Origin of the sequence: Bacillus sp. UNC125MFCrub1.1 (assembly GCF_000701305.1) — a bacterium.
Taxonomy (GTDB): Bacteria; Bacillota; Bacilli; order Bacillales; family Bacillaceae; genus Bacillus; species Bacillus altitudinis.
Window position 1 is genome coordinate 108,021 of the sequence record NZ_JNIG01000012.1, and the last position, 12,778, is coordinate 120,798.

A 12,778-nucleotide genomic window follows, 5' to 3' on the forward strand; every position below is an offset into this window, starting at 1 on the left:
ATAAAAACATGTACAAATCAACCACCATTCCTTACACTACAAGTAATGATTCAGATTCTTTGGAGGTGGGTATTTTTGCAACAACATCAAAAGGCTTTGATTATGGTCGATGTACAGAAAGCATTCGAGCACGAAAAATGGGGAGAACGGAATAACCTAGATGCAGAGAAGAATATCAGTCGTCTATTGACGTTTTGGAGAGAAAAAGGCTGGACAGTCATTCATATTCAGCATACATCGGATCAGCCGCACTCCTTATTTCATCCAGCAAATGAAGGGCACTCCTTCAAAGAGATCGCCAAACCGCTAGATGAAGAAACGGTCATACAAAAGAAAGTCAACAGTAGCTTTATAGGTACAAACTTAGAGGAACAACTAAGATCAAACGAGATCGACACTGTTGTGATTGCTGGACTTACAACACCGCACTGCGTATCTACCACAACAAGAATGAGTGGAAACCTAGGCTTTGAGACATACCTCATGTCGGATGCAACAGCCGCCTTTGGACTCGCAGATCAAACCGGTACATACTATGATCCAGAAACGATCCATCGCCTTTCACTTGCAACACTGCATGACGAATTTGCGACTATCCTGACAACTGAGCAGCTGATCACAAATTGGGCAAGCAAAAGCTCCTAGAATCATCTCTAGGAGCTTTTTGCTTGTTCATCCAGCGGCTGTTTTCGTTGTTCAATACTTGAGTAGATGAGATCAATTCCAATAAATAAGAAGCTGACAAAGAAAGATAAAATGAGTGTGCCGTGCTCCCAAATGGAGACATTTACTAGTTTTATGTAAAGGACATACTTAATCGAGAGGTGTAAAACGATCCAAGAACTGATCCACTCCAAAGCAAAAGTCAGCCATGAAGGGAATTTGAGTAAATAAGCCAGCCCTTTGCCTATGAAAAGAAGAAAAGGCGACCAAAAAACCACGATTCCACTCACCAATAAAGAGAACGAGATGAAAGAGAAAAATGAATCATATGTGATGTAATCTCCAAAAAGATAGTTTATCCCTAAAGCAACGATGCACAGCATGACACTTGGAACAGCGATCACGAGACAGAGAGAAAAATAAAGCAGTAATATGAACGATATCGTAGCCAGTAGGTTTGGTGGTGCATCTATGACCTGCTTTTTTCTTAAAAGAGAATAGGCGAAAATAGACAAAAAGAAGAGAACGAAAATCATGACTATGGTAAAAAACATGGAATTCCTCCAGCTTAGTGCGTTAGAAAAAGATCTCTATCATCATTGTACCAATAGACAAACGGCAGCTAAATGATATTTTTTTCCTATAGTTGTATGTGGGAATGACAATCACGTAATGAAGCGTGAAGGTGGTTATGCTGCGAAGAAAGGTTTTTGAATATGGAAGGTAACTTCCAATGTTTTCATGTATAATAGAGAGCGTGCAAATGTACGGCGTACTCAAGGGTGGTCTTGGCTAAATCCCCTTGAAAGGGGGTGCTGCCTATGTCAACTTTTCAAGCATTGTCCCTTATGTTTTTATTTGGGATGTTTATTCTTGCTTTGTTGACGTATATAGACAAAAAGAAATAGACCACCCTTTGAGCCTAGACAACTTGTAGGGTAGGTCCATTTATTGTGTACCTTCTAGCCAGCTCACTTTGAGCCAAGCATTTGTGCATTGCCGGGATGTGACAGCATCCTGGCTTCTTTTAATTTACGCTACATCTATTTGTATTATAACATAAAAGGGATTTTGTTAAACACTGTCATACATCCACTCTCATCTTGTTAGGTGTTAGAACATGATGGAATACAAACAAAAAACCCTAGACATCCTTGAACAATCAAGGTCTCTAGGGTTTGTTTGATCACTCTCTGAGAGAGCAATGAAATTAACGAGAGTAGAACTCAACGATTAGTTGTTCGCTGATTTCAGGCGCTAATTCAGAACGCTCTGGAAGACGAGTGAAAGTTCCTTCAAGCTTTTCAGCATCGAAAGTAAGGTATTCAGGTACGAAGTTGTTCACTTCAACTGATTCTTTCACAACTGCAAGGTTTTGAGATTTCTCACGAAGAGCAATCGTTTGACCTGGTTTCACAGAGAAAGATGGGATGTCTACACGGCTTCCATCAACAAGGATGTGACCATGGTTTACTAGCTGACGAGCTTGGCGGCGCGTACGAGCAAGGCCAAGACGGTATACTAGGTTGTCAAGGCGAGTTTCAAGAAGGATCATGAAGTTTTCACCTTGTTTACCAGGAAGTTTAGCAGCTCTGTCAAATAGTGTACGGAATTGACGTTCGTTGACACCGTACATGTGACGAAGCTTTTGCTTCTCTTGTAATTGTAAACCGTATTCAGATAGTTTTTTGCGTTGTCCTGGACCATGTGGGCCTGGAGCGTAAGGGCGTTTTTCAAGTTCCTTACCTGTTCCGCTTAATGAAATGCCTAAACGGCGGGAAATCTTCCAACTTGGACCTGTATAGCGAGCCATAATGTGACTCCTCCTTATTGTTTTTATTTGTGAAAAATAAAAACCGTCTGTTCTTTGTCTTTTCCGTCATTATGTTTTCATGCATCCTCGCTCCAGCAGCAGGGAGTTACAAGATGCACCTCCATATAGAAGGAACAAAATGATACAAAAAAGCCGAACAAAAAGGCTGCCATATTTCACACAAACTCTATTATATGACGCCAGATAGGAGAAGTCAACCTATTTAAAGAGGAGAATGTCAAACGTGGTCGGCATTCATCCGGGAAGAAAGCAAAATAAAAAAGCAGACACATTGTCTGCTTTTCAAGCATCATGACGCATCAGTAGAGGCTGATAACGCATTTTGGAGAACCTCTGTAAATTGAACTAAGTACGTTTCATCTATTTCATTGAAACGATCTTTCACTGGACTGTCAATGTCGAGTACCCCAATGATTTGTCCATTTATTTTAAGAGGGATCACGATTTCAGACTGCGATGCGGCATCACATGCAATATGACCAGGGAATGCATGCACATCAGCGATACGCTGTACATCACCTGTCGCAAATGCTGTACCGCAAACCCCTTTTCCAGAAGGAATGCGTACACATGCGGGCAGTCCGTTGAATGGACCAAGCACAAGCTCTCCGCCTTTTGCTAAATAAAATCCTGCCCAATTGACTTCAGGAAGCGAGTGATAAAGCAGCGCCGCAGCATTGGCTAGGTTGGCAATGAGATCAGGTTCACCATCCGTAATCGCTTCTACTTGCTTGATGAGTAATTGATAGTCTTTCGATGGATCACCAGACTGTTTTTCGACATGAAACATGAAAATCTCCTACTTTCTATCTCAAAAATACATAACTTGCGCTTCGCATGTGGGATTTGTCGAGCAATGATTAAAGGAACTTCCGCCTTCACCTTGAAGTATGTACACATGAAGAGGGGTGAGCGGATGAAAACATCAACAACCGTGCAAACAAAAGACCGTATTATTGAAGCTGCCATCAGACTTTTTAACCAAAAAGGATTTTCTGGAACCTCTGTCCGTGAGATTGCGAAGGAAGCAAACGTCAACGTTGCCCATATATCTTATTACTTTCAAGGAAAAGGAGGGCTGCTTGAGCAGCTCGTATCCGATTTTTATGAAGGCTATATTCAGATGATTGAATCGCACATCCAGCACATGGAAACCCGTCATGCAAAAGAATGTTTACTTCATGTGGTTTTTGATATTTTATCTTATCAGCATGAAAATCGTCAATTAACCCGTTTCGTTTATCGAGAAGTGACCATTGATTCAACGCTGATCAGGGAAATCATGTCCACCTATTTAACAAAGGAAAAATACTTGTTTCAGCTTATCATTGAAAAAGGAAAAAGCACCCATGTGATTTGTAAGCAGCTGTCACTCTCATCATTTATGATCCAGCTAAAATCACTTCTGATGATGCCTTATCTGCAGCCGCAATATTTAACAGAGGTGCTTTATATCAACCCAAATGAGCCTTACTTTTATCAAACGTACTATAAGGAACTGAGCCGGTCGCTTCATCATCTGTTAGAAACAAATGAACCCGCACTTGATCCTCACCTGAAACTCATGATGTCTTCAAATTGATCATATGCATACCCGAGATCTTCCGCTTGATGGGCATCAGACCCGAATATGAGCGGAATTTTTTTCTGTTTTGCAAGATCAATCATCCATTGATCTAAATAGATACTTCTGGCATATGTTTTACGAAGACCTGATGTATTAAAATCTAAGGACATGCCTTTTTTTGCCGTTTCTTCAAGACAAAGGGTAACCCTTTGACATAGTTCTGGCGACATTTCGTATGGGAAAAGTTGTTTGAATTTCTGGACAAGGGTGATATGACCGATTCTCTTTGGCTTATATGGACCTAAAGATGATAGAATAGAAGAATGAATTTGTTCATAGTAGTTTTGATAGACGTGTTCGGTGCTGCCATAGATGCTGATCAGCTGCTTGAAGGCGTGCTCATCAAAATCAAGACAAATATAATCATTGCCAGCAGGAAGAAAGTGAACAGATAAAATGCTATCGTCTAGTTCAGGGCCGTAGCAGTCTAAAAAGGCACTTGTTTCCTCTTCATACTCTTTGATATAGTCGACCTCAAGCCCAGTTTTTACTATTAACTGTCCTTTGTATTCCTGTTTCAGCTGATCCAGCTTCGTCAAATAGGCTTCAAGGTCTTGAAGCTTCATGGCACTATCCTGCTCAGGCGTTGGATCTCGAAACGAAGGAGGCAGCGGGGCATGCTCGGTAAAGGTGATGGAATCAAATCCCTTTTTGATTGCTTTTTCAATATAAGAATGAAAAGGATCAAGCGTACCGTGCGGGCAAAATGGCGTATGTAAATGTGCATCTTGTTTCAACATGTCGTCACCTCTTGTCGATATTTTGAAAAACGTCATGTTTATCAGCGAAAATAATGAAAAATCATGACCAAAAATGCTGGTTACATGGTATCATAATAACAATGAAAACGACAGCTTCCGCATACATAAAAACAGGTCACATCAATACATGTGATCAAATGATAGAAAGCCTGAATGACTTTCTTGAAAAAACATACATAAAACCGTGAATGGATCGTATTGGCAAAAATACAATCCTGCTTATAAAAAACAAATGCAAAGCGGACACGAAAGGGTTCTCAGGTCTACTCGGGACACTACCCTGACATCACTTAGATCACAACAAGGGGGCTCATTATGGAGTTTATCATCGGTTTAATTGTCATTTTGCTTGCTTTGTTTTCAGTCGGTTATTTCCTCAGAAAAAATATATATAAAGAGATTGACCGATTGGAAGCATGGAAAATTGAAATTTTAAACAGATCAATTGTAGAAGAAATTTCAAAAATCAAACATTTAAAAATGACCGGAGAAACAGAGCAGTTTTTTGAAAGATGGCGTGCAGAGTGGGACGATATCGTCACAGCCCATCTTCCAAAGGTAGAGGAGCTATTATATGATGCAGAGGAGTATTCTGATAAATATCGATTCTCCAAAGCGAAGCAAGTTCTTGCACATATAGGAGATCTGCTCACCGCTGCTGATTCAAACATCGAAGACATTTTAAAAGAGATTGCAGACCTTGTCACAAGTGAAGAGCAAAACCGAAAAGACATCGAGAAGGTCAAAGAGCAATATCAAACGGTACGAAAAAATCTACTTGCTTACAGCCATTTATATGGCACCCTTTATGACAAAATGGAGCAGGACTTGGACGAGGCCTGGGAAGGGATCAAGCAGTATGAAGAAGAGACAGAAAACGGAAACTACATGACAGCAAGGAAAATTTTGCTTGAGCAAGACCGCAGACTCGATCAGCTGCAATTATATATCAATGATGTACCGAAGCTCATCGCAGACTGTAAACAAACTGTGCCAGGTCAGCTGACGAAGCTGAAAGACGGTTATAAAGAAATGACAGACAAAGGCTACAAGCTAGAGCACATCCAGATCACAAAAGAGCTGGAGAACTTGAATAAACAGCTGACCCGTGCGGAGAAGCTGCTGATTGATGAACTCAACTTAGATGAAGCATCAAGCATTCTGCAAATGATTGATGATGCGATTCAGACGCTGTATGATCAGTTAGAAGCAGAAGTAGAAGCAGGTCAGGAAATCAAGAGCAAAATGCCTGAGCTGACCGAAGCATTTGAAAAACTTGAACAAGACCACACGCAGACAAAGGCAGAAACGGCTCTTGTGAAAGAAAGCTACAAGCTTACAGCAGGAGAGCTGGATCAGCAGAAAGCATTCGAAAAACGATTAGAAGAAATTGAAAAGCTCATGAAGCAAATACGAGAGAAGCTTGATCGTGACCATGTCGCATACACATTATTAATGGATGAAATCAATCAGCTTGAGACCTTTATTGAGGATGCCAAAACGCTTCATGAAGCGTTTAAAGATCACCTTCAATCGTTACGAAAAGAAGAATTACAGGCAAGAGAAACATTGGCTGAACTTAAAACCATGCTGACAGATACAGTGCGCCAGCTGCACAAAAGCAACATTCCAGGTGTACCTGCTGACATCAAAGACCGTGCTGAAAAAGCGCAGGAGATGGTTCAGCAAGTGCAGGAGCAGCTAGAGAATTTGCCGCTGAATATGCCAGCAGTGAACCAGCAATTAAAAGAAGCCTCTGAAACAGTCAGACATGTCGTTGATGAAACACATGACATGCTTCGTAAAGTGGATCAAATTGAACGGATTATACAATACGGCAACCGGTTTAGAAGTCAAAACCACATTCTTTCAGAGCAATTAAAAGAGGCAGAACGAAGATTTTATGCCTATGATTATAACGATTCATTTGAAGTGGCAGCAGCTGCTGTCGAAAAAGCATCACCTGGAGCCGTCCAGAAGCTTTTAACTCAGCAAGAAAAAGAATATCAGCATCAATAAAAAAGCTGAAGTCCTAAAATGGACTTCAGCTTTTTCCATGTTATGAAACTTGTTTTTGGCGTTCTTCTGAAGCAGAAGAAGTGAATAGAGAGATGACAAATCCAATCACGATTCCGAGTATGGCAGGTACAATCCAGCCAATGCCAAGGTCATATAGCGGCAAGATCGTTTGAAAGAGATCTTTCACAGGACCGATAGGCAGTTTAGCCGCTGCTAAACCGTCAAACAGACTGACGCAGCCAGTTAAAATCAAAGTAAGGACATACACAGGTCTTCTATGACCAAGCCATTTGTCAGCAAGTGATAAAACGATAATCACAATTGCTAACGGGTAAATCGCAGTTAACACAGGTACTGAAAAAGCGATAATATGAGCAAGTCCAAAATTTGAAATGATAAAACTGAATAATGTGACGAGTGTAACGACCATTTTATAAGAAAGTTTAGGTAATAAATTTGAGAAATACTCTCCGCACGATGTCACAAGACCGATACTTGTGGTTAAACAGGCAACCGTAATCGCCGCGCCTAACACAATATTACCTAAACTGCCAAAAAGAAATTGTGAAGACTGAGCCAAGATTTTACTACCATCTCCAACAAAACCAATGGCGTGTGTACTTGAAGCACCTAAATAAGCAAGTGATAGATAAACAAATGTTAATCCGCAAGCTGCAATTAGACCTGCTTTGATACAAGCAGAAGTGAGTGCCTTTTTACTTGTTACACCACGTCCTTTAATGGCGTTGATGACAACAACCCCAAACACAATAGATGCAAGAGCGTCCATGGTTTTATAGCCTTCTAAAAACCCTTTGAAAAATGATCCATTGCTATAGGACACATCAGGTGTGCCAATGACGCCCATCGGTGTCAAAATGGCTTTGACGATAATAATCAAAATGATCGTAAATTTAATCGGTGTTAACACTTTCCCTACACGATCCACAATTTTCGTTGGATTTAGCGCAAGATAATACGTAATACCAAAAAAGGCCAGTGTAAATAAAAAAAGTGAGAGCCAAGCTGGTACACCAGCTAAAAAGGGTAGTGCACCAATTTCATATGAAACCGTTCCTGTACGAGGAATAGCGAAAAGTGGCCCGATAGATAAATATAAAATGACGGTAAACGCTGTTCCAAAAGCTGGGTGAGCTTTATCAGCTAATCCTTTCGCATCTCGACCTGTCAAAGCGATTGCAATAATCCCTAGAAGAGGTAAACCGACACCTGTTAATAAAAATCCGCCCATTGCTTTCCACACATTTTGCCCAGCATATTGCCCAAGCTCTGGTGGATAAATCATATTACCGGCGCCGAAGAATAGAGCAAACAGCATAAAACCTATGATAACCGTATCTTTCGTCGACAAAGTTGCCTTCATTGCATTTAAAGCCTCCATTATTATGTTGAAATATTCTGTTAATTAGTTGCTAGGTAACCGTTCATCATTAACAATCACTAATTATAAAGGATGTACGCCTGATGTCAACATGTGTTTTCGTACAAAAGTCATGAATTTTTCTATTTTAGTATATGAAGAACAATAAAAAAACATCCCCTTCTTCTTTGGAAGGGGATGTTTTGATTTGCGATGATTATGAGGCAAGTTGCTTTGGTGGGCTGGTAAACATGGAAATAAGTACACCAATCACAGCACCGATAATAGCTGGTATGATCCAGCCAATGCCTAAATCGTAAAACGGAACAATTGATTTCAAGATGCCAGGCAATCCGCCTAGATTCACTTCGGCAGCTAATAATCCATCAATAATGGCAAAGAAACCAGTAAAGATGAGAGAAGTAATATAAATGATTCTTCTGCCGTTAATCCAGCGGTCAAGGAACGATAATAAAATAATGACAATGGCCAGTGGATAGATCGCTACGAGTACAGGCACCGACAGAGAAATGATCTGTGCGAGTCCAAGGTTTGCAACCAGTGTACTAAATAAAGAGACGATCAGAACGACTGTGCGATAAGACAGGCTAGGGAAGAGCTTTGAAAAATATTCTCCACAAGATGAAATAAGTCCAACACTAGTCGTTAAACAAGCGAATAAAATGGCTGCGCCAAGAACAATGTTACCAGCAGAACCGAATAAAAAGTTGGCAGAAAGTGAAAGTAGTTTTCCTCCTTCATTTGCTCCAACCATTCCCGTGGCATCGGGGCTTGAAGCGCCCACATAAGCAAGTGAAATGTACACGAGTGCCAGTCCAACAGCTGCTACGAGTCCTGCCTTAATACAAGCTGCTGCAAGAGATTTTCGCTCTGTGATGCCTCTGTCCTTAACAGCTGTCACCACGACGATTCCAAAGACGATAGAAGCAAGTGCATCCATTGTTTTATAGCCTTCTAAAAATCCAGTGAAAAGCGGATTTGCCTCATATGTTTTATCTGGAGCACCGATCATTCCCATTGGCGTAGCAATGGCTTTAATGACAATAATAGCAATAACAGTTAATAAGATCGGTGTCAAAATTTTACCAATACGATCAACCAGCTTTGAAGGATTTAACGCAAGCAAGTATGAAATAGTGAAAAACACTACGGTAAAGATGAATAGTGGTACCCATGAAGTGGCTTGGGCACCTGAGAGAAATGGAGCTAATCCTATCTCATACGAAACCGTACCAGTTCGCGGAATGGCGAAAAATGGTCCAATGGATAAATACAGAATAACGGTGAAGATAGTCCCGAATTTAGGGTGTGCTTTATCGGCAAGGCCTTTGGCTCCGGTACCTGTAAGGGCGACAGCAATAACCCCTAATAGTGGAAGACCTACGCCTGTAAGTAGGAATCCGCCGATGGCAAGCCATACGTTTTCACCAGCATATTGTCCAAGAACAGGCGGGAAAATCATATTTCCTGCGCCAAAGAATAATGCAAAAAGCATTAGTCCAATAGCCAATGTCTCTTTTATACTTAAACTATTTTTCAAAATAGTCCCTCCTCAATCAGTGTATTGTGTCAAATTTAAATATTCTGACAATTTAGGTGTTTATATGACAATTGCACTATGGATGATATAGTGAAAATGAAAAGTTGTCAACTGCCATTTTCAGAAAATTCTCTGTCTGACTTCATTATGGTAACATATAAATGCATTTATTTTTTAAGTTTTTTTGTAAGGAGTTTAAGATATGATTTATCTTGATAATAGTGCCACAACAAAGCCTTATCCAGTGGTTTTACAAGTGCATCAGCAAGTGAGTGAGCGTTTTTTTGGGAATCCGTCTTCGCTGCATCAACTTGGAATTGATGCGAGCCGTCTATTAAGTGAAACGCGAAAACAAATCCTTCACTATACAGGCTTTACACAATATGAGATTATTTTTACTTCAGGTGCAACAGAAGCAAATAACATTGCCATCAAAGGGGCTGCTCTTGCCAAGATGAACCGAGGCAGACATATTGTCACAACAGCGATTGAGCATCCATCTGTCATCGAATCGTTTGAACAGCTGAAAACATTATTTGGCTTTGATATTTCCTATATTCAAGTAAATGAGCATGGCCGTGCAGATATGACGCATTTAAAAGAAGTGCTTCGCCCTGATACAGTGCTTGTCAGTCTCATGCATGTAAACAATGAAACAGGCGCGATTCAGCCGATAGAGGAAGCGGCCAGCATCATTCGGAAGTATGCCAAAGAGGCGATTTTTCATGTCGACGGCGTACAAGGAATTGGCAAGGTTCCGCTGCCTAAAGAGATGGATATTGATCTTTTAACGATGTCAGGCCACAAGATTCACGGCTTGAAGGGAACAGGTGCCCTCTTTTTAAAGAAAGAGATCGTGCTTGCCCCTTTTATCACAGGAGGAGAGCAAGAACTTGGCCTTCGCTCAGGGACTGAGAACCCTGCTGGAGCTGTCAGCTTAGCAAAAGCCATAAAGCAATCATTTGAACATTTAAACAAGCATCATGATGAGATGATCGCTTTAAAAACAGAGCTAGAGCAGCAGCTTGCAAAGATAGAAGGCGTCGTCATAAACACACCGCTGACGCATAGCGCACCGCACATTGTGAATTTTTCAGTGCCAGGTATTCAAATTGAAGTCCTTCTGCATATGCTCGAAAAAGAAGGCATTTACGTTTCGACAACGTCTGCTTGTTCTGCTAAGAAAAAGGAACCAAGCCGTGTCCTGCTGGCGATGGGAAAATCAGAAGAAGCAGCCAAAAGCAGCATGAGAATCAGTTTGACATATGGGCAAGGACCAGAGCTAGCGCCACAAATCATCACATCGATCGCACAAAGTGTGAAAAAATTAAAAGGAATGAGATAACAACATGAAGTATGACCATATTTTAGTCCGTTTTGGTGAGATTTCAACAAAAGGGAAAAATAGAAAGAAATTTATCGAAAAACTAAGACAGCATATCCGGTTTGTATTGAAAGAATTTGAAGCATTAAAGTATGCATCTGATAGAGACCGCATTACGATCATGCTAAACGGAGAAGACCCTGAACCGATTTCAGAACAGCTTAAAGGTGTATTTGGCATTCAAAGCTTTAGCCTGGCTGTAAAATGTGAGACAAATCTTGATGCCATCAAAGAAGCGGCACTCTCAGCGGTTCAGGAAGTGTATGAACAAGGAAATACATTTAAGGTCTCAACGAAACGCTCTTATAAACAATTTGAGCTTGATTCAAATGAAATGAACCGAGAAATTGGTGGACATGTTCTAAGGAATACAGACAACTTAACCGTTAATGTGAAACAGCCAGATGTTCACTTGCGAATTGAAATAAGAGAACACGCGTCGTACATTACATTTAAAGATGTAAAAGGTGTAGGCGGACTACCAGTTGGTTCAAGCGGAAGAGCGATGCTGATGCTCTCTGGCGGCTTTGACAGCCCAGTGGCCGGCTATCAGGCAATGAAACGAGGCATTCAAATTGAAGCTGTTCATTTCTTTAGCCCACCTTATACAAGTGAACGTGCCAAGCAAAAGGTCATTGATCTAGCGGAATGCTTAGCTGCTTATGGAGGCGAAGTCAAGCTTCACATCGTTCCTTTTACGAAAATCCAAGAGCTCATTCACAAACAAGTACCAGAAAACTATACGATGACTTCAACGAGAAGAATGATGCTCAAAATTGCAGATAAAATAAGAGCCAAGCGTGATGCGCTTGCCATTATTACAGGTGAAAGCCTTGGTCAAGTGGCAAGTCAGACACTTGAAAGCATGTATGCCATTAATCATGTCACAAACACACCAATCATTCGCCCGCTGATTGCCGTGGATAAGAATGACATTATCGAAGAAGCGAGACGAATTGGCACATATGAGACAAGCATTCAGCCATTTGAGGATTGCTGCACAATCTTTACGCCGCCATCTCCAAAAACAAAACCAAAGCTTGAAAAGGTAGAACGCTACGAAAGCTTTGCTGAATTCGAGCCAATGCTTGACGAGGCAGTGGAGCAGATCGAAACAATCGTCGTCACAAATGAAAAGAAAGCAGCTGACAAATTCGCTGATTTATTCTAAATAAAAAATTTCATAATAATTACCATAAAATCAATCGCATGAAGTCATGTGTTTCTACACATTCTATATTCACAAGGAGGTGAGAACACATGGCTCAACAAAACAGACAAAGCAGTTCTAATCAATTAGTCGTTCCAGGCGCTGCACAAGCGATCGACCAAATGAAGTACGAAATCGCTTCAGAATTTGGCGTAAACCTTGGACCAGAAACAACAGCTCGCGCTAATGGATCAGTTGGTGGAGAAATCACTAAGCGTCTTGTATCTTACGCTCAACAACATATGGGTGGCGGATCTTTCTAAGACACACAATTAAAAAGCTATGGCTTATGAGCGGGTTCATTCCCGCTCTTTTTTTGTACATAAATTGTTAGAATA

Annotated in this window: 13 protein-coding genes; 7 read left to right on the forward strand and 6 right to left on the reverse strand. The window is 40.8% G+C overall.

All coding sequences use genetic code 11. The features are described from left to right. The first annotated feature begins 45 nt into the window (after positions 1-45). Positions 46-645 (forward strand): cysteine hydrolase family protein, encoded by a 600-nt coding sequence (locus tag N521_RS09920; protein WP_155924093.1) that lies wholly within the window; start codon positions 46-48, stop codon positions 643-645. An 8-nt stretch (positions 646-653) separates the two neighbouring features. On the opposite strand, the gene N521_RS09925 is transcribed toward N521_RS09920, so the two are convergent. Next, on the reverse strand, positions 654-1,217 hold the full coding sequence (locus N521_RS09925) for a hypothetical protein (RefSeq protein ID WP_051632379.1): 564 nt from the start codon (positions 1,215-1,217) through the stop codon (positions 654-656). A 294-nt stretch (positions 1,218-1,511) separates the two neighbouring features. Between N521_RS09925 and N521_RS19815 the strand changes: the two genes are divergently transcribed. Then, positions 1,512-1,571, forward strand: coding sequence for a putative holin-like toxin (locus N521_RS19815; RefSeq protein WP_231493310.1), 60 nt, complete (start codon positions 1,512-1,514; stop codon positions 1,569-1,571). A gap of 302 nt (positions 1,572-1,873) precedes the next feature. Here N521_RS19815 and rpsD read toward each other — a convergent pair whose 3' ends face one another. Together rpsD and N521_RS09935 are read right to left on the reverse strand one after the other, a co-directional pair. Then, positions 1,874-2,476: a 30S ribosomal protein S4 gene (rpsD, locus tag N521_RS09930; protein ID WP_007501777.1), complete on the reverse strand. Its 603-nt coding sequence runs from the start codon at positions 2,474-2,476 to the stop codon at positions 1,874-1,876. Positions 2,477-2,786: 310 nt separating this feature from the next. Then, positions 2,787-3,287 (reverse strand): GAF domain-containing protein, encoded by a 501-nt coding sequence (locus N521_RS09935; protein ID WP_035391112.1) that lies wholly within the window; start codon positions 3,285-3,287, stop codon positions 2,787-2,789. 126 nt (positions 3,288-3,413) lie between these two features. Between N521_RS09935 and refZ the strand changes: the two genes are divergently transcribed. After that, positions 3,414-4,079, forward strand: a complete 666-nt coding sequence (refZ, locus tag N521_RS09940) for a forespore capture DNA-binding protein RefZ (RefSeq protein ID WP_035391114.1) — start codon at positions 3,414-3,416, stop codon at positions 4,077-4,079. Here the strand turns inward: refZ and hisJ are convergent. Continuing rightward, a complete protein-coding gene (gene hisJ / locus N521_RS09945) occupies positions 4,049-4,864 on the reverse strand; it encodes a histidinol-phosphatase HisJ (RefSeq protein ID WP_035391115.1) in 816 nt (271 codons plus the stop codon). The two genes, refZ and hisJ, sit on opposite strands and share 31 nt — an antisense overlap. 336 nt (positions 4,865-5,200) lie before the next feature. Here hisJ and ezrA point away from each other — a divergent pair, with 336 nt between their 5' ends. Beyond that, complete coding sequence (gene ezrA / locus N521_RS09950) at positions 5,201-6,904, forward strand: septation ring formation regulator EzrA (RefSeq protein WP_035391116.1); 1,704 nt, start codon at positions 5,201-5,203, stop codon at positions 6,902-6,904. 40 nt (positions 6,905-6,944) lie between these two features. On the opposite strand, the gene brnQ (N521_RS09955) is transcribed toward ezrA, so the two are convergent. Beyond that, complete coding sequence (brnQ, locus tag N521_RS09955; RefSeq protein WP_035391117.1) at positions 6,945-8,288, reverse strand: branched-chain amino acid transport system II carrier protein; 1,344 nt, start codon at positions 8,286-8,288, stop codon at positions 6,945-6,947. Between the two features lie 214 nt (positions 8,289-8,502). Continuing rightward, a complete protein-coding gene (gene brnQ / locus N521_RS09960) occupies positions 8,503-9,846 on the reverse strand; it encodes a branched-chain amino acid transport system II carrier protein (RefSeq protein ID WP_008343088.1) in 1,344 nt (447 codons plus the stop codon). A 202-nt stretch (positions 9,847-10,048) separates the two neighbouring features. On the opposite strand from brnQ (N521_RS09960), the gene N521_RS09965 reads away from it, so the two are divergent. The 3 genes from N521_RS09965 to N521_RS09975 all read left to right on the forward strand — a co-directional run bounded on the left by N521_RS09965 (position 10,049) and on the right by N521_RS09975 (position 12,703). Then, a complete protein-coding gene (locus tag N521_RS09965) occupies positions 10,049-11,191 on the forward strand; it encodes a cysteine desulfurase family protein (protein WP_035391119.1) in 1,143 nt (380 codons plus the stop codon). A 4-nt stretch (positions 11,192-11,195) separates the two neighbouring features. Then, a complete protein-coding gene (gene thiI / locus N521_RS09970; RefSeq protein WP_035391120.1) occupies positions 11,196-12,401 on the forward strand; it encodes a tRNA uracil 4-sulfurtransferase ThiI in 1,206 nt (401 codons plus the stop codon). Between the two features lie 89 nt (positions 12,402-12,490). Continuing rightward, positions 12,491-12,703, forward strand: coding sequence for an alpha/beta-type small acid-soluble spore protein (locus N521_RS09975; protein WP_003216385.1), 213 nt, complete (start codon positions 12,491-12,493; stop codon positions 12,701-12,703). The last annotated feature ends 75 nt before the right edge of the window (positions 12,704-12,778 follow it).